Here is an 18,457-nt window from a genome sequence, read left to right as displayed (position 1 = left end):
TCTGGCCCGACCTGCTACTCTCAAACACCAACTACTACTCTGGCCCGACCTGCTACTCTCAAACCTCAACTACTACTCTATAGCACACTTATTACTCTGAGCACATTTTCTGGATTTGTACGATTATTCGTATAAAACCAAGTCACCGCCGCGTTTCGGTCTACTTTTTGTACGATAATTCGTACAAACCAGGGCGTTCAGCCCTCAATCTGCTACTTTTTGTACGATAATTCATATAAAACAGGGCCTTCTACACTCCATCCGCTACTTTTTATACGAAAATTCACACAAAACAAGGCGTTCCACACTCTTTCTGACAGTTTTTGTACGATAAATCGTACAAACTCAAGCCGCCGCCCAGCCTCATACTAGTATTTGTACGATAAATCGTACAAACTCAAGCCGCCTTCCTGCCATGTGCGAATGTTTGTATGATATTTCGTACAAAACAGGGCCTTCAGCACCCAAGCATCGATTGACGACCTGGTGAAGCAGCTCTTGGCTGTTATGCTCGATAAGTGGATTAATCGGGCAGCGTCCTCATCGTGATCATCTCAATAAAAGCCAGTCGCCCACATCGGCGACTGGCTTTTAAATGGCGCTCTTTATAAATCGATCATTCCGGCTACACGGGTTACTCGTCTTCCCTCAGGAGAAAGCAGATACACTTCCAGCTTTACGCTTTCCACTTGCACGTTCGGCATGTTAACCGGGATCGTGAAGCTTCCGTCCGCCTTTACCCGGTCCTTATACGCCGTGCCTGCCTCCAGCAAGTATCCCTCTTCGTCAAATAAGCGGTACCCAATCCAGAATCCGCTGCTCCTCCACGTTGTTATCCCTTGCAGCTCTGTTACGTTCGTATTCAAATCCGTCACTAGCGCCAGTACGCTTAGATGTCTCTTCGACATATTCGCAATCTCTGCCGTAACGACCGGGTTCGCTTCATTCAGCGCGCCCTCCATCCGCCAGATGTCATAGGTGAATTCCGCTTCGCCGATCAGGTTCGGCGCTTCGGCGCTGTCGGCGAAATACACTTCCACTTTGTCCGGCTCAGGCAGCGTACCGAACGGCGTTCGCAGCAAGCCGGCATTATGGTTGCGCGGAAATCCGGTTACCGCAGTGTTCAATGTTCCCTCAACCTTCCAAGTGCCTCCGCCTCCCCATACCGAACTGCCTTCAATGCTGACGATCTGGACTCCTCTTGTAATATAGCCGGGCACATTGGATGGGAATGGATGCACATCTCGAACGGCATAGAATCGGTCTCGGCTTGGATCATAAGTCACATCGAAGTTGTTGAACCAGTCCTGCTCGCCGTTCAAGTCCTTCAGCCCGTCAACGGTGAGACGCAGCGGTTCACCGATAACGGGAGCCGACATGTCACGCAAGTTCAACTCGATGCGATAGCCCGCCGTCATCTCGGGATCACCTCTCGTATAGAACAGCAGCAGATGGCCTTGACCGTCCACGCTCGTAGCGGAAGGCTGACCGACTCCCCAGAAGCCGTCATTGGGATAAGAGACGATCGGATTCGGATAACGGGTCCAATCCCCTTCCAGATCATTCGAGAATGCAACTCCGATCTGATTGTGGTGGACACCGTCTACGTCATTGCCCAGATAAAACATCGCATAGTCGTACTCCGATCCATCGAACAGGAACTTCCCTCCCAGCACGGTCGGATCGCATACATGATAGCTGTCCCAAGCTTCGGATGCTCCCGGGGGCAGCACAGAGCGCGACTCCGTCACGATGCCGTCCACCCGCTTCGTATAATAGATATGATCCCGGAATACGCCTTCCTCCGCATTATGGCACGTCCACATATGCTCTATATTTCCGTCCCGTATAATCGTTGGGGCATAAGTATAATAATTCCCTTGCGGATCGTAGACGCTGGATAGCGTATCTTCCTCCCACAGCACCGCCGCTTGACTATTCAAGGGCAGCATGCCTGCCAACATTACTGTGCAGATCATGAACGCAACGACAGTCTTCATTGTACTCCTGAACATGGAATCACTCCTTACCCTTTTAATGAGCCCACCATAAAGCCGGTTACAAAATAACGTTGAAGAAAAGGATACACCAGCAAAATTGGAACGGTGCTGATCACAATGGCAGCCATACGAATCGTCTGCACGCTAATCGTCTGCTTCACTTGCGGAGGAATGTATTGGCTGTTCGAGATGACATCCGCCTCGCGGATCATCTTCATCAAATAAAGCTGAAGCGGCATTAAATCCCGGTCGGTTGTGAAAATCATCGCGTCGAAGAAGGCGTTCCAATGAAACACCGCATTCCACAAGGAGACCGTCGCCAGCACAGGTGCCGATAACGGGATGAACAACAGCAGGAATATTTTGAAATCGGATGCTCCGTCCACCTTCGCAGACTCCGGAATCTCCTCCGGAAGCTCCCGGAAGAAGGCGTTGAAGATAATCATGTTAAATACGGAATACATAGTCGGGACGATCAATACCCAAAAGGTGTCGATCAGTCCCAGCGTCTTGAAAACAAGAAATGTCGGTATGAGTCCGCCATTGAAAAACAGGGTGAATAGAAAAAACCAATAATAAGGACTGCGTCCGATCAAGTTCCGGCGCGACATGGCGTAAGCGACCATTGACGTGAAAAACACGCTAATCAATGTGCCAAGCACCGTTCGCAATATCGTCACTTTAAAGCCTGTATATAACCTGTCGTCCTGTAGCACGATGGAATAACTGGACAAGCTGAAATCTCGCGTGAACCAGTATACTCCGCCCCTCATATAATCCGCCCCGTCATTGAAGGAACCGATCAGCACGAACCAAATGGGATAGATGGTGAGGAGGCAGAATGCACCCAGAAACGTGTAATTGCAAATATTGAACCAGTCCAGCCGTTTTCCTTTCATATTCGCTCCCCCCTAGAAGATGCCCCGGCCCGCGATGCGCTTGCTGATATAGTGACCGCTGACGAGCAGGATCAAGGCGATGACCGACTTGAACAAGCCGACCGCAGTCGTGTACGAATAGCGCATTTGTGCAATTCCCGTCTTGTACACGAATGTATCAATCACTTCGCTCCGTTCCAGATTGAGCGGGGTTTGGAATACCCATATCTGATCGAAGGCGGAATCCAGCAGGTGACTGATCGACAAAAGGAAAAATACGATAATTGTTCCCGATATCGACGGCAGTGTAATATGCCATATGCGGCGAAAACGCCCCGCTCCGTCTATTTTGGCCGCTTCGTACAAGGTCGGATCAATGGATGTGATAGCTGCCAAGTAAATGATCGAGCCCCAGCCCAAGCCCTTCACAATGGAAGTAATGATAATAATGGGCCAGAAGGCGTTCGGCTCCGCGAGCAAGGCCGCCTTCCCCTCCATCAGTCCCAGCTTCTGCAGGATCGGGACGATAATCCCCGTCTCTACAGACAGCATGTTGATGATGATGCCGCCGAATACGATCCAGGACACAAAATGCGGGAAGTAGCTGATCGATTGCACGATGCGCTTGAATCTGTTATGCGTCACTTCGCTGATGAGAATCGCGAACAGGATCGGCGCCGGAAAGTTGATGAGCAGTTGGAGCAAGCTGAGACCCAACGTGTTGTACAATATTTCTTTAAATTGATAGTCGTGGAAGAACTCTTGGAAGTAGACGAAGCCTACCCAAGGCGCAGTAGCGAGACTCTGCATCAAATTCAGGGAATAATCCGCCCTCTTGAAAGCGATGGCGATTCCGAACATAGGCGCGTAGTTGAACAACAATACAAATAGCAGCCCCAACAAAGCCATCGCTTGTATTTGCCATTGTCTCAGCATTCTAGCGAGCAAGCTTTGCCGCTTCAATACACGTTTGTTATATCCGGGCTCGGTGTGAGCAGGAATTATCGGCATGATCGCAAGCCCTCCTTTGTACTCTCTTCATCCGCGGGCAAGTTCACGCTACTTCACCAGCGGCGGCCATGAATATGCGATGCCCAGCGCATCCTTCGCCCGATGGAAGTTCTCGTTTGCATACGCATACAGCTTGTCTGAGCCCATTTCTTTAATTTTCGCCAAATAATCCTCGTATACGGCCCGGGCTTGCTCTTCGGAATCCGCCATAATAATGCGCGGAAGCTCCTTGCCCCACAGCAAGCCGATTCGGTTGCTTATCTCTCGCATAGTGTCGCGCTCCGGATGAGCGGGATCGGCTTTGCCTCCGGCCGCTGTTGTATCATGACTATAAGGAACAAGCGGTTTTTTCAAATCCGCAAGGTATTTGTCCACAGGCTTCTCAGCTTTCGGGTACAAGTTCATGACGGAGTACCAATCCTGCAGCAGATTGAAGCCGATGCCGTACTTACGCTCCAGGCTACCGTCATTGTTGTCGCGAAGCTCGTTATACTGCTCTGTCATGACGACACGACCGTCCTCACCCCACGTATACGTCTCACCCTCCCCTCCGAAATGGGTCATATGCTGCCCTTCCTTGCTGTAGAGAAATTGCATCAGCTTGATGATGCGCTCTTGCGCCTTCGACTTCTTGCTCACACCAGTTACGAGCCAGCCCCAGCCGCGGATATCCGTCAATACGGGATCGTCTCCGTCATAGTTGCGAAGAGCTAGCGCTTCATACTTAGCCTTGCTGTCGGATTCGAACAATGTCGTCATTTGCGGATTAAAGTCCTGGGAGGCAGTCAGCTTGGCGAATACGCGGCCGCTGGCGACCTTCTCATTGATTTGATCGCGCTTGTCTGTGAAGTTGTCGGGAGAGATCAGTCCTCTGCGATAGGCTTCGTTCAGGAATTTCAGCACTTGCCAATACTTGCTCTCCTCCTGCCGCTTCGTTAGATCGCCGTCAGCATTCTCATAAGGTACCGCGAAGTATTCACGCAGCCATTCTTCAGAGGTGTTGCCGCTGCTGTGGAATTCGTACAGCTGCAGCGGAATAATCCCCTTGCCGTCATAAGTTCCGATCTCGTTCTTCACCCGCTCCAGCACGTCCAGGAACTTGTCTGCAGTCGAAATGTCTGGACGACCCAATTGCTCGTAAATGTCGGAACGAATCGTGAAGGAGCTGTTCGGCTCCAACTGCTCGCCTTCCTTCATGGCGTGGCTGGAATAAGCGAAGTTGGGCACTACATAAGTGTTCCCGTCCCCTTCCTCATACCAGCTGAATACGTCTTCATACATTTTAAAATCTGGAGCATGCAGTTCGATCAGTTCGTTCATGGGCGCGAGATAACCGCCTTGCGCCAGCTTGGACTTGTAATCCATCCACGACTCTACCGTAATCATGTCCGGGATGGAACCGGATGCGATCATGGTAGAGATCTGGTCCGCGCCGTCGCCTGCCGGTGTAATGAAATTAATGTTCAAGCCGAATTCGTCCTGAATATACCGCGAGAACTTGTCCTTGCCCCATTCGCCGCCGTATTTCCACCAGGACAGATTAACGTACCAGTCAATATCGACGATATCGTCATAACGCTTCTCATCGTTGTCGCCTGCCGCCGATTCGCTGGTCTCTGCTCCTCTCTCTCCCTCGTTTTCACCTTTCCGGTTCTCGCTGCTGCAAGCGGACAGCGATGCCCATACGAAGATAAAGCATAGAATCAATAGCAGCCTCTTTTTCGTTCTGTTCATTTTGTTACCTCCCATGTAAAGTGTCGTTTGATTCATGCTTTCATCCTACGATAAGGGCATACGGGCTGCCTACTTTGATCTTTTTACCTGTTCGCTTGCCTTCTGTTGACTTCTGTCTTCTGTTGCTCCCGGAACTCCTGCGGGGTCACATTCATTGCTTTCTTGAAGAAGCGGTAGAAGTAATGCTCCGATAGGAATCCTACCATGCCCGATATATCACCGATGCGAATATTCGATTCTCTTAGCAACTGCTTGGCTTTGGCGAGCTTCAATTCCGTCACATATTCCGACAATCCCTGCCCCGACCTCTGCTTATACAATCTGGACAAGTAAGAGGGATTATGTCCGATGACGCGGGCTACCGTCTTCAGCGTAATGTCACCGCTCAAATGCTGCTGGATATAAGATCGGATCTTCCCTATAATCTCATCCTCTTCTTGTACCGCCGCCTGAAACGTATGGTCGAACACAAGCGCGGACTTCCGGCGAAGCAACTCGCAGAGTTCGTGCCAATCCTCCATAGACTCCGTAGCTCTGTATACTCTCGCCTTCAGCTCTTTGTTCGACTGCCCGGAAAGCTTCAGCTTATCCGATGCGGACACCAATAGCGCCGTAATCGTGCTGGCGATCTGAACGCCCGCAAGCGGCTGCGAACGGCTCAGCTCGACTCTCCCCATTGTCAGCAAGAGCTCCAGTATGCGCATAAATTCCGAACGATCGGAATTATCCAGTGAATATGCCAGCAGATCGAATTGCCTCAACAGCTCCTGGGGAGAGGCTTGCAGCCGATCTGTGCCGGGAATGCTCGGCTGCTCCGCCTCCACCAGTAGCAGTTCCCTGTTGAGCCGAATGTCGAAGTAGCTCCTCAGCCCATCATACCCCTCAGCAAGTCTGCTCCATCCCGTCTCTTGCTTGCCGATCGCTATAGAGATCGGAACCTGCAAATAATTGTGGCAAGCCGCTTGAATGCACTCGAAGGTGCCATAGATGAAATGGGAGGATAGTCGCCATAGCTTAGGGTCCAGCTGACTTTTGTTGACTTCCGCTTCGCTCTTTTGCTGAATAAGCCAGACGAGGCGTGAACGCCCGTAGATAAAACAGACGTGGTTGGTGACGAGCGACAAATATTCTTCCGATATATTTTTGACGGCGTAGTAGAGCAGAGACTTGTCGTAGTAGGAGTAGCCGTCCGGCCACTCATCCACCCTTCCGGCAACCATAACGACTGGCTTCTCCGCACTCAGCGGAATTGACAATTGCCGGAACTGCTCCCGCATCGTGCGTAATGCGTGATGGTCTCCCAGCATTAATTGGGCGAAATATTCCCGCTGAAGAGCCACGTTGGCTTCACGCATCCGCTTCTCGGCTTCCTGCACGACGGATTGGGCCGCCTGATCGGATGCCAGCTCCGCAATCGCCTCTCGCACCGCCCCGATGATGACCTCGTCTTCTTCCGTCTTCAATATATAATTGATCATTCCTACGCGGGCCGCTTCTTGTATATAAGCAAATTCATCGTAACCGGACAGGAAGATAACCTTACAGCGCGGCCACTGCTTGGCGATCAGCTTCTGCAGCTCCAATCCGTTCAATCCGGGCATCCGTATATCCGACAGTACAATATCGATCTTGGTCGTAATCAGCTGATTCAACGCCTCAGCGGAGGAGTATACGCCAATCACCTCCAGCTCAAGCTCCTTCTCCCCGTTGAACAGCTCCACAAGGCCGTCCACGACGTATTCCTCGTTATCCACAATCAATAATCTGTTCATGATTGTCATCGCCCCCTTGTTGTTCAAGCGCAGGCAGGACGGGCATTCGCAGCTTTACGAGCAAGCCGCCCCACCGACTTCGCTGCAGCGTCAGACCGTACCCTTCTCCATAACGCAGCTGGAGGCGGCGGTGAACGTTCAATATACCGGTCGTCTCCAGCTTTCTGTCCGCCTCTAGTGAAGTCAGGCGACTCCCCAGCATCAACAGCTTCTCATCCGTCAATCCGATGCCGTTGTCCTCTATCTGCACTTCCATGCTGTGAGTCCCCGCTTCGTATCCAATACGCAGTCTTCCCTTCTCCGGATTGTCCTCCAGCCCGTATTCGAATGCATTCTCGACCAGCGGCTGCAGAATCAGTCGCGGAACCTTCACGTCTTGCACTTCGGACGGAAGCTGCTCCAGCTCTACCGATAGCTTGGAGCCGAAGCGCAGCGACTGAATTGAAGTATAGGAACGGATATGCTCCACTTCCTCCAGCAGTGAGACTTCATCGCGCGAGTTTCTCGTCATATACTGAAAGTATTTACCCAGATGTACCGTCAGTTTTTTTGCCGTCTCCACATCCTCCAGCTTCAATACTCGGTTCAGCAAGAAAAAAATATTGTACAGAAAATGGGGGTTAATCTGGGCTTGCAACTGCTTCAGCTCCGTACGGTTCAGCCGCAGCTCCTGCTCGTATATATCTTCTGTGAGTCCCTTCAGCCGGGCAGTCAACTGGGCAAGCTGCCGGTAAAGGTAGCGGAACTCGTCCCGCTTATCATAACTGTGAACAACCGTCAAGTCTCCCTTCTCCACTCGCCGGAATGCGCTTGTCAGCATGTACATCGGCTTATGAATCAATCGGTAAATCCATAAAGAGAAAAGAAGAATGACGCATACCGATGTGGCGGCGAGAATCCAGAATAGCCTCTTGTGCCAATGCAACGGACCCAGCAGCTCACTCTCATCGACATAAATCATTAATGCCGCTCCAAGTCTCGGTGACAGCTGGTAAGCATACAGATGAGGCTTCCGGTCAAGCTCTACCCGGCCATCCATGTATGCGTTATCATGACTCTGCGGCTGATCATCAAGCAATCGCCGCAAGCCCTCCATATCCGACGGCAACGTTCCTAAGTGCCACCTGCCGTTCAAGTCCCATATGACGGTTTCTCCTAATTTGTTAGGGATTATCGTGCGCAGCGTCTGTTCAATCTTCTGCTTCGACAATTCAACTTCCAGATAGATTTGCGGTTCATTATCGCGCAGAATGCTTTTGGGATAGCTGTCCATCATAATGAGTTGGTCGCCGTAAGCCGTAATCAGCTCCATGCGCCCGTACTTCTGCTCCAGCTCCGTCAGTTCCGTACTGGCAATGCCCCGTTCGATGAATACGTCGTCAATGCGCATATCCAGCTCGGGAACGTACAGCCTGACGCCTTCCACGAATAAGCTCGCTTCCTTGAACTGCATTAGCTTCCGCTGCACTTCAAGCACGGTATAGTACAAGTCGATATCGGACAGGATCATATGATGCATGACAAGCGTCTGTATGTCGTTGTCCACCGTATATTGCTGCTTCATCCGGATGATTCGATCCATCTCCGTCTCGAATGAATTCATGTAGAATTGTACGCGGGAGTGCATCGATTCTTCGATATCCCGTTGAATAATCGTTGTGCCCGTTTGGTTCAGTGCAACGCCTATGATGAGAAGCGGAATGATGGCGATGAAAAACACCGCAATTACCTTTTTGAACAGATTAAGCTTCAGCCACTCCACTGTGCACCTCCCGAATCGGATTGACATATGGATAGCCTGATCCCTCACTCAGAGGAATCAGGCTATCGACAATCGTATGTACTACAGTGACTCTACTTCCTGCAGCGTCGGCATACCGGCTTGCGCACCGAAGCGGGTAACGGATAAGGAGGCGGCCTTCACCGCGAACGGAACGGCCCTCCCCATCTCCCAGCCGGAAGCCAGTCCATAGCAAACTGCGGCGTTAAAACAATCGCCGGCGCCAGTCGTATCGACCGCTTCAACGAACGGAGCGGGCGCCGTCCGCAATCGGCTGTCGTCCAGATAGGAGACGCCATGCTTGCCTCTTGTCATAAGCAGCTTATTGCCGTAGCGCTCCTCCCAGACTCTAATACCCTGTTCAATCAGCTCGTCCGATTCTCCTAACGCAAGCGACGACAACAGCTCGAACTCATGCTCGTTCGGCGTAACAAAGTCGCATAGCGTCAGCAATTCCTGCGGCAGCGGCACAGCCGGAGCCGGATTCAATACGGTACGCACCCCGCCCGCTCTTGCAATCTGCAAGGCGCGCACTACGGCGTCGAGAGGTATCTCCAGCTGCAGCAGCACGATATCTGCGGACGTAATGGCTGAAGCGTGTGCATCGATCATTTCTGGCGTAACCGCGCCATTGGCTCCCGGCACGATAACAATACTGTTATCTTCGGGCGTATGGAAGATGGACGCGGTTCCCGTCGGCTTGTTCGCCAATACGGCAATTGCCTCCGCCGACACTCCGTAGCGCCGCATATCCTGCAGGATGCGTTCGCCGAACCCGTCGGAGCCGACAGCGCCGATCATCGTCACTTCCGCCCCCAGCCTGGCGCATCCGACCGCTTGATTGGCCCCTTTGCCCCCCGGAATATAATGAATGGCGTCGCCGGTCAGCGTCTCGCCTTGCTTTGGCATTCTCGGCATGGATACGACCAGATCCATATTAAGACTGCCTACGACTGTCACTTTCGGTTTTTTGCTCATGCTGCTCCTCCTAGCTTATAGCTTCGCCAATCGTTGGAACAAGTCCTTGAATACAGCGTCGCGATCGATATAACGGATATAACGGATAAGATGGCGGGACGGATCTATTCCCCAGCGGCAATCTTCCGATATTCTTGGACTAGGCATCAGATGAGACGGCGCCCAGTCCGGCTGAACAAGCCAGGCGATAACCGCGATGTCCCATATGACGCGCGAATAGGCGAAGTGATCCTCCCGGCAGTTGCGAAATGTCTCATACAGATATTCTCCGATCTCTCCTTGCGGCCTCACGTAATCTCTTACTTCGGACAACGTCGTTCTAAGATTGGATGCCACACCCATGCAAGGCGCAAGCACGAGCGGAACTCCGATGTCCATGACGATGCGGGAGGCGTGCAGATCCTGCTGCAGATTGAATTCCTTGGTATCTCCCCATTCTAACGTATGGCCGCCGAGCCACACAACTACGATTCTCTCTATGATGGCAGGCTCCATCGCGATCGCGCTGGCGACATTGGTAATGGCGCCGATCGCCACTACGTACAGGGGATTATCCGGGTCGCGCTTCATGGCGCGATCTACCAGATCGCGCGCCGCCTCGCTGTCAACCGGAGCATGTTCGGTAGCCATATACGATTCAGAGCCGCGCAGCACGGGAATGTCCTCTCGTCCCATCAGCCCGCGAATTTTCAACAGCTCCAGATAGCTCTTCTCCATTCCGTCCGCAGGCCCGCTGGACAGCTCGTTGAAGAACGGTGCGGCGTAGAACGCCTCCACCTCCATTTTTTCCCCGGCTGCAAGCGCGTATATGACGGCGAACTGATCGTCAATTTCGTTGAATGTGTCGGTATCCAGCACCATGCTGATTTTGCCACTTGGCGGGGTTAACCGTTTCGCATATTCCGTCTCCGACAATAGGGGGTAGGCAGTTTTGTTCATGATCTTTGACCCTCCTTGTTTTGTTATTGCCTTCTGCTATAGGCAATCTCATCATACCAGGGCAGTTCCTTGCAATCGGCTGCCTTTAAGTAGAAGCCGGCCGCAGCCGAAGCATCCAGGCCATGCATCAAGCATAGCGCCAGCGCTCCGGCCGCGGCATATACATACTGATCGCTGCGAAGCAGCAGCACTTTGTCCGTGCCACCATTCACTTGAGCTCCGCAGCTGACGATCCAGTCGACCGCCATGTACACATCCCTTTCCACGACATGTCCTTCCTGTACGCACAGCGTAATGCGAGCGCCTTTCTCCTTCGCATATGCGACTGCTTTCAATTGCTGCTTCCCGGACAGCCTGCCATCGATGAACAGATCGTCGCCGGGGAACAATCTGTGATACAGCTGCTGCAGCCGCCTGTCTGTAAGCTCCCCTTCCCATGTATCTCTAATGAACACATGGTTGTCCCGCATCCACTTCACAGTTGCACAATCCGCCGCTCCGATATAGTTCGCATCCGCTTTCATGCGTGCCGCAGCGACGGCTATCTCCGGAGACTGCAATACATACGTTCTGGCCATCGGCGCTAATCCTCCTGCAATGGGATTTCGGTATAGTGAATGCGGTAAGTCCATAGAAATCCGTCATCTTGTACAGCGGATACCGTCAGTGCTACAGGCAGCACGGCTTCCTCGTACAGCCAGCCGAATGCGTCCTTGCACACGCCAGCGTTATGATTGCGTTGAAATCCGCTGTCTGCGGCTCCTATATTGCGCATCGTGCACCAGCCGCCTTCATTGCTTTCGAACTGTTGACGGCTAATGGAGCATATCTGGGTGTAGGAAGCAATAAAGTTCGGCATCCGCTCCCGATCGAACGGGGTGCCTTCGCGGGCCAGATAATAGTGATCGCGCATGCGGTCCCATACGATCGCGGGATTGAATACCTCCGCCTTCCCCTCGCCGCCAAGATTGGCAATGCCTCCGTCATGCATCGCGACTGCTTCGCCGACGACCGGAGCATCCGCATCATGCAGATCGAAATCCCGCCAGAACGTTCTGGGCTTCTCATAGTGGCGGGCATACTCATGCACCGTCTGCGTATAGAGCATTCTGAACTTCCCTTTCCCGTCCAGCGACAACACGCATGGTTGACCCGCACCCCAATGATAGAGCTCGTCGTAGGATACTATGGGATTCCGATCATATTTGATATATGGACCTGCGATATCTTTGGCGAATGCGATGCCGATCTGGTTGTGATAGCAATAATGAATATCGCAGCCAAGATAGACCATCATCCAGCTGTACGTCTCGCCCTTCCAGTTGAACTGCCCCTTAATGACATCGGGATCGCATACGTGGATGCAATCCCATCCCGTACGGGAAGGGGTCAGCGCCAGGAATCTGTCGCCGAATTCCCAACGTCCCTCTACCAGCTTACCTTTCCTGCCGTAAATATCGTCTATGACGATGCCGGGCCAAGTGTTCGCGCAATAAAATACATACATCGTATCGCGATCAACCCTGACCGGAGCCGGACAATAATTGTAGATGCCTTCGGAATCGTCGAACATCCGATATGGACTGGCGCTCATGTTTATTCACTCTCCCTGGATACAGCTATTCCGTTACGTCTTTCATTGTAAGACTGCCGCTCCAGGACACGCTACTTCGTTATGTTTACATCTTGCATTGACTATTGTTTACTTGATGGCGTTCATGATTAACATTCATGATTAGCGTTCCCTCTCCCGCTTCGCCATCTCGCCCTCCTGGTTCCAGGCATGCCCGAATGGATAGCCGGGATACCGCAGCGTCCGCGGCAGTCTGACCACGCCGGCGTCGCAGCGGACCCGCTCGCCCCGCTGGCCGCTGATGAGCACGCCCGTATCGCTCCATACGCCGTCGGCAAGCTGATAAGCGTCGTCGGCCCGGTAGGAGAAGACAATTCCGCGACGGGGCTTGCCGGACAGATTCGGGCCTGATCCATGAAGCGTCAGTCCGTGATGGATGCTTATTCCGCCTGCCCGAGGCATGATATTGACGACATGGCTGCCGTCTTCCCAATAACGCGACTCCGAGCAAGCCCCTATGAAATAACCATCCTTCGTATGATCGAGGGGGCCAAGCTTATGGCTTCCCTTCACCATCTGCATGCATCCGTTCTCCTCCGTGGCGTCATCCAGCATGATCATCACTGACAGAATATCTGTATTCGTATGCGGATAGAACATGTAGTCCTGATGCCAGGGGAATATTCCCTTTCCCTTGGCGGCGGGCTTCGTTGCCAGCTTGGAGTGCTGAAGCTGAATGTCGGGGCCCAGCAGCGGCTGCAGGCAGCTTACGATCGCGGGATGTCTGGCCAGATCGAGGAAGAGGGGAGACATGCTCGTAAGTCCCAGCATATGTACTGTTGCCTCCTTATCTTTCTCCTGAAGCTGTTCCCGCAGTGCCGATATGGAATTGGATTCCGTCAATTCCCGATACAGCTTCACCTCTTCTTCAGACAACATATTTTCGATAACCAGAAATCCGTCGCGCTCGTAAGCTTGCACTTGATTTTGCGCTAACATAAGAATTGCCCTCCTACTTTGCATATAGCTATGCATCTCATTTTATGGCTAATCACGATAAGCATGATTCGATTTTACACTTGAACTATTGACTACATCTATAATCTTATGGCTAACCCCTATCACGATTTGGCTAGGACAGACCTTCTCATGGAAAGACAACACTTTCCAACCGTCCCGTTCTTCAGTACAATAGCTTCAAACTCAGTTAACAAAGGGGAAGATGGCCGTGCTTAGCAGTCTCGACTTCCTGATGCATCACACGATGCCGAAAGACAGTTACGTCGACTTCCACCATCATAGTTGCTTCGAGATCGTGTATTATGTTCGGGGTACAGGCGAGATGGTGATTGAGAGGGATTCCTACCGTTACGGTCCGGGGACGATAAGCATTACCCGCCCCAAGCTGTATCACGATGAGCGGCATGACGAGGAGACGGAGGTCATCTTCATCGGATTTCTCCATGACGACAAGCCGGCGCAGTTGACGAACGGGATATGCCACGATCAGAACGGGACCGTTCTTCCTCTCATGCAGCGCATGAAGCGGGAGATGGGGACGCCTGGCGCCTTTCATGCCGAGCAGATGAACCTGCTGACGGGACAGGTCGTCATGGAGCTGCTGCGCCTGCAGCACCAGCCGTCCGCAGAGACTGTCTCGAGCAAGCTGCACTACGCGATTCGGGCGCTGGAGGAAAATTACTTGCAATCGGTCGATTTTCACTCCTTATCCGATCTGACGGGCTACAGCTATGACCGGTTCCGTCATTTGTTCAAGGAGCAGACCGGCCAATCTCCGCTGAGCTTCGTCATCGGGAAACGGCTGGAGCATGCCGTTCAATTGCTTCTGGGCACGGACGATACGATATCCGCGATCGCACAGGATTGCGGCTTCTCCACCGCCTCCCAATTCGGCGACATGTTCAAGCGGCAATACCAGCTGAGCCCCTCTCAATATCGCCGGCTCTCTCGCGGCACATTATAATTCGCTTCGGACGTTCCGTTCGTCAACAAAAAAAAGAAGACTGCCCCGGCAGGGCAGTCCTGTATATCATATATTCGTATTATGCTCCCGCAAGCATCCCCTTACTTCACAATGGCGCCGTTCGGCATCCCGTCTGGCACAGTGGCGAGCGTCAATTGATCGCCGTGCGAAGCGGCCAATATCATGCCTTGCGACAGCTCGCCGCGCAGCTTCACCGGCTTCAGATTCGTGACGCAGATCACCTTGCGCCCGACAAGCTCCTCCGGCTTATAGAACTTCGCGATGCCGGACACGACCTGACGTTTCTCATAACCCAGATCGATCTGCAGCTTGAGCAGCTTGTTCGCCTTGGCGACAGGCTCGGCGGCCAGCACCTGCGCGACGCGCAGCTCCACCTTCGCGAAGTCGTCAATGCCGATCTCCTCCGCATCGGACGGTGCGGGGCCATCTTCGGCAACGGAAGCAGCCGCTCCGCCACCATTGCCTTCAGATGCATTGTCAGACGCCTGGACGCCCCCCATGGAAGACGCAATAAACGCCACTTCATCCGCCATCTCCAATCTCGGGAACAGCGGAGCCTCCTTGCTAACCTTCGTTCCGCCTGGAATGCGGCCGAACTCCCTCATGCTCTCCCATGAGGTCAGCTCGCCTGCTGGAATACCCAGCTGCTTCCATATCCCTCTAGGCGCATGCGTCAGGAACGGCTGCAGCATAATGGATACCATGCGCAGCGATTCCGCAAGATGATACATGACGGCATCCAGCTCCGCTCGCTTCGACTCGTCCTTGGCCAGCGCCCACGGCTGCGTCTCATCGATATATTTGTTCGTGCGGCTCACCAGTTGCCACAGGGAAGACAGGGCTATGGAGAACTGCATCTCTTCCATCGCTTTCTCCACTTGGCGAACCGTCTGCTGCACCAGCTCCTGCAGCCCGTTGTCGAACGCGGTGACGGAGCCTCGGAACTGCGGTACCGATCCGTCGCAATACTTGTCAATCATCGCTACCGTTCGGTTAAGCAGATTGCCCAGATCGTTCGCCAGATCGAAGTTGATTCTTTCTACGAAATTTTCAGGCGTGAACGCTCCATCCGCGCCGAACGGCACTTCCCGCAGCAAGTAATAGCGGAGCGCATCCAATCCGTAGCGATCAATGAGCACGACCGGGTCGACGACCGTCCCTTTCGATTTGGACATTTTGCCTTCCTTCGTCAACAGCCATCCGTGGGCGAATACCTTCTTCGGCAGCGGCAAGTCGAGTGCCATCAGCATGATCGGCCAATATATTGTATGGAACCGGACAATTTCCTTGCCTACCAGATGGACGTCCGCCGGCCAGTATTTGCGGTAAGCTTCATCCTCGCCTTCCTTGCCGTAGCCAAGAGCTGTCACATAGTTCGACAGAGCGTCGATCCACACGTAGATCACGTGCTTGGGATCGCCCGGCACCCGGATGCCCCAGTCGAACGTGGTTCGCGATACCGCCAGGTCCTCCAGGCCGGGCTTGATGAAGTTGTTGATCATCTCGTTGCGACGGGACTCCGGCTGGATGAAGCCGGGATGATCCTCGTAGAACTGGAGCAGGCGGTCTGCATACTTGCTCATGCGGAAGAAGTAACTCTCCTCCTTCACCAGTTCGACGGGCCGCCCGCAGTCCGGACAATTGCCGTCCTTCAGCTGCCGTTCCAGGAAGAACGATTCGCAAGGTGTACAATACCAGCCTTCGTAGGTACCCTTGTAGATATCGTCCTGCTCCAGCAGCTGCTTGAATATTTTCTCCACGACCGTCTTGTGACGGTCCTCAGTCGTACGAATGAAGTCGTCGTTGCTGATCTCGAGCTTGCTCCACAGCTCCTTAATGCCGACGACGATATCGTCTACAAATTGCTGCGGCGTCTTGCCCGCTTCCTTCGCCTTGCGCTCAATCTTCTGCCCATGCTCGTCGGTGCCCGTCAAATACCGGACGTCGTAGCCGCGCAGACGCTTGTATCGCGCCATGGCGTCGCCCGCCACCGTCGTATAGGCATGACCGATATGCAGCTTGTCGCTGGGGTAATAGATCGGGGTTGTAATATAAAAAGTTTTGTTCGAGCTCATTACTTGTCTCCTCCTGTTCATGGAAATGCAAAAAAAGCTCCCGTCCTCATGGGACGAGAGCCGAGCGCTCACGTGGTACCACCCAAATTCCAATCTCCCTCGGCAAGCATTGTTGCCTCGTACGGAAGATTGCTTCATCACGCTGCCTGGCGTTGCCGCCGGCAATCCGACCGATAACGCCGGCCATGCGCCGTCCCCTTACTTCCGCGTTAGGCGGACAGCTCGAGAGCGGTGCCTCCAAGACCATCTTCACGCGACTTCCCATGCCGGCTTCCACCGTCCCGACCGGCTCTCTGCAATGGTACGTTCGCCTTACTCATCCCTTCATCGGCAATGCATATGGGTAAAATATACCGAAAAATCCGTCCCGTTGTCAAGCGGCACTGAAAAGCGGCTATTCCTTGTCGGGCACGGGATCGAAGCCGCCAGGATGAAAGGGGTGGCAGCGGGCAATCCGTTTGGCCGCAAGCCAGCTCCCCTTCGCCGCGCCATGCTTCTCGATCGCCTCCAGCGCATATATGGAGCAAGAGGGATAGAAGCGGCATGTCGGAGGCTTTAAAGGGGATATGACCTTGCGGTAGAAGCGGATAGGGGCCTGCAGCACGATACGGCCCACGCGCCCCCGGCTCACTGTTCGTCCTCTCCCTTCGCTTCCTCCTCGCTGCTGCAAGCCTTGCAGTAACCGAACACCTCGAATTTATGCTTCACAACTTTGAAGTCGTCCGGCACGGCAGTCTGCTCCATCGGACAGAAGACGATAGGATGTGTAAGTCCGCATTGCAGGCAGATCAGATGGTGATGGTGATGGTGCTCGCTGCAATGCAGCTTGAACTTCACTCCGTCCTCGAACATCACCTGCTCCAGAACACCCAGCTCCTCCAACACGCGCAGATTGCGGTATACGGTATCGAAGCTCAGCCCGGAATACGTTTTGCCCATAAATTCATAGACATCCTTGGGAGCCAGATAACCCGGCGTATCCGCGAACAGCTTCGCCAGCGTTCTTCTTTGATCGGTGACCCGCAGTCCCTGGCTCGACATCCGGCCGACAATTTCCTCAACTGTGTGCATGCTGTATCCTCCGAACCTGTTAGTGTCTCATTTCCTGATTCATTATCCTTACTACCCATCATGCCGAAAAAAAAGACTCTCGTCAATGAGAGCCGTCATCCGTTTATCTTCATATTCAAAATAAAACTCGCCGACATGGCAATGAACATGGCGATCGCAATAACCGCCGACACCGTTCGCCTTCTGGCGAGCGACCCGAGTCTCGCAGCATCCGAGTGCTGCTGCTTCGCCTGGGCGTAATTCCGGTGCTGGAACAGAAATACGATAGCCGAAGTCACAAACAGAATGTTGAGCAAAAACCAGATAAGCGTTAAATTCAAGCTTATACCCCCGTCAATTAAACGTTAAAGATACCATTTGTTCAGTACGAACATGAATCCGGTAAAACTGATCAGCGCCCCGCCAAAACAATACCAGCCCGCACGGAACTTCTGCTGAAACATGCGAAGTATGCCTAAGCTGAGCAATCCGAATATGAGCAACAAGAACACGACCCCTAATATAAAGAGCGATGCGGGTACATCGCTTACATCTACCAACGACACGGACGACACTCCCTCTTCAACCGATGAATTGTTATGCGATTCTATTATAAGGGATTGTCCCTTCATTATCCAGCCGTATCCCGGTCTAATTCGTGA

The 18,457-nt window shown here is 53.0% G+C and carries 17 protein-coding genes; 1 reads left to right on the top strand and 16 read right to left on the bottom strand.

What is annotated here, in order from left to right; translation table 11 throughout:
• Nucleotides 1-605 precede the first annotated feature (605 nt).
• The 11 genes from M6D81_RS03300 to M6D81_RS03250 all read right to left on the bottom strand — a co-directional run bounded on the left by M6D81_RS03300 (nt 606) and on the right by M6D81_RS03250 (nt 13,664).
• Nucleotides 606-2,015, bottom strand: coding sequence for a glycoside hydrolase family protein (locus M6D81_RS03300; protein ID WP_262675366.1), 1,410 nt, complete (start codon nt 2,013-2,015; stop codon nt 606-608).
• 11 nt (nt 2,016-2,026) lie between these two features.
• Entirely contained in the window at nt 2,027-2,899 is an 873-nt protein-coding gene (locus M6D81_RS03295; RefSeq protein WP_262675365.1) for a carbohydrate ABC transporter permease, read from the bottom strand.
• Between the two features lie 12 nt (nt 2,900-2,911).
• On the bottom strand, nt 2,912-3,889 hold the full coding sequence (locus M6D81_RS03290; protein ID WP_262675364.1) for an ABC transporter permease: 978 nt from the start codon (nt 3,887-3,889) through the stop codon (nt 2,912-2,914).
• Between the two features lie 48 nt (nt 3,890-3,937).
• Nucleotides 3,938-5,623: an extracellular solute-binding protein gene (locus tag M6D81_RS03285; protein WP_262675363.1), complete on the bottom strand. Its 1,686-nt coding sequence runs from the start codon at nt 5,621-5,623 to the stop codon at nt 3,938-3,940.
• A gap of 83 nt (nt 5,624-5,706) precedes the next feature.
• Entirely contained in the window at nt 5,707-7,395 is a 1,689-nt protein-coding gene (locus M6D81_RS03280; RefSeq protein ID WP_262675362.1) for a response regulator transcription factor, read from the bottom strand.
• Nucleotides 7,370-9,157, bottom strand: coding sequence for a sensor histidine kinase (locus M6D81_RS03275; RefSeq protein WP_262675361.1), 1,788 nt, complete (start codon nt 9,155-9,157; stop codon nt 7,370-7,372). The genes M6D81_RS03280 and M6D81_RS03275 overlap by 26 nt, the downstream gene beginning before the upstream one ends.
• Nucleotides 9,158-9,238: 81 nt before the next feature.
• Nucleotides 9,239-10,153: a ribokinase gene (gene rbsK, locus M6D81_RS03270; protein WP_262675360.1), complete on the bottom strand. Its 915-nt coding sequence runs from the start codon at nt 10,151-10,153 to the stop codon at nt 9,239-9,241.
• Nucleotides 10,154-10,168: 15 nt separating this feature from the next.
• Nucleotides 10,169-11,092: a nucleoside hydrolase gene (locus tag M6D81_RS03265; RefSeq protein WP_262675359.1), complete on the bottom strand. Its 924-nt coding sequence runs from the start codon at nt 11,090-11,092 to the stop codon at nt 10,169-10,171.
• Between the two features lie 23 nt (nt 11,093-11,115).
• The gene (locus tag M6D81_RS03260; RefSeq protein ID WP_262675358.1) at nt 11,116-11,670 is read right to left on the bottom strand and encodes a hypothetical protein; all 555 of its coding nucleotides are present in this window, start codon (nt 11,668-11,670) and stop codon (nt 11,116-11,118) included.
• A 5-nt stretch (nt 11,671-11,675) separates the two neighbouring features.
• On the bottom strand, nt 11,676-12,686 hold the full coding sequence (locus tag M6D81_RS03255) for a glycoside hydrolase family protein (protein WP_262675357.1): 1,011 nt from the start codon (nt 12,684-12,686) through the stop codon (nt 11,676-11,678).
• 141 nt (nt 12,687-12,827) lie between these two features.
• Entirely contained in the window at nt 12,828-13,664 is an 837-nt protein-coding gene (locus M6D81_RS03250) for a phytanoyl-CoA dioxygenase family protein (protein ID WP_262675356.1), read from the bottom strand.
• Between the two features lie 229 nt (nt 13,665-13,893).
• On the opposite strand from M6D81_RS03250, the gene M6D81_RS03245 reads away from it, so the two are divergent.
• Nucleotides 13,894-14,649, top strand: coding sequence for a helix-turn-helix domain-containing protein (locus M6D81_RS03245; RefSeq protein WP_262675355.1), 756 nt, complete (start codon nt 13,894-13,896; stop codon nt 14,647-14,649).
• Between the two features lie 101 nt (nt 14,650-14,750).
• Here the strand turns inward: M6D81_RS03245 and metG are convergent, their stop codons facing one another.
• From metG to M6D81_RS03220, 5 genes are all read right to left on the bottom strand, one after another.
• Nucleotides 14,751-16,745 carry a methionine--tRNA ligase gene (gene metG / locus M6D81_RS03240; protein ID WP_262675354.1) on the bottom strand — a complete coding sequence of 665 codons (1,995 nt, stop codon included), beginning with the start codon at nt 16,743-16,745 and terminating at the stop codon, nt 14,751-14,753.
• Nucleotides 16,746-17,139: 394 nt separating this feature from the next.
• Complete coding sequence (gene yidD / locus M6D81_RS03235) at nt 17,140-17,376, bottom strand: membrane protein insertion efficiency factor YidD (protein WP_262675353.1); 237 nt, start codon at nt 17,374-17,376, stop codon at nt 17,140-17,142.
• Nucleotides 17,373-17,816: a Fur family transcriptional regulator gene (locus M6D81_RS03230; protein WP_262675352.1), complete on the bottom strand. Its 444-nt coding sequence runs from the start codon at nt 17,814-17,816 to the stop codon at nt 17,373-17,375. The genes yidD and M6D81_RS03230 overlap by 4 nt, the downstream gene beginning before the upstream one ends.
• Before the next feature lie 95 nt (nt 17,817-17,911).
• Entirely contained in the window at nt 17,912-18,136 is a 225-nt protein-coding gene (locus M6D81_RS03225) for a hypothetical protein (protein ID WP_262675351.1), read from the bottom strand.
• A gap of 24 nt (nt 18,137-18,160) precedes the next feature.
• On the bottom strand, nt 18,161-18,361 hold the full coding sequence (locus M6D81_RS03220) for a hypothetical protein (protein WP_262675350.1): 201 nt from the start codon (nt 18,359-18,361) through the stop codon (nt 18,161-18,163).
• Nucleotides 18,362-18,457 lie beyond the last annotated feature (96 nt).

Source organism: Paenibacillus sp. J5C2022 (assembly GCF_025567625.1).
GTDB lineage: Bacteria > Bacillota > Bacilli > Paenibacillales > Paenibacillaceae > Pristimantibacillus.
This window is presented reverse-complemented; position numbering and strand designations above follow the sequence as displayed.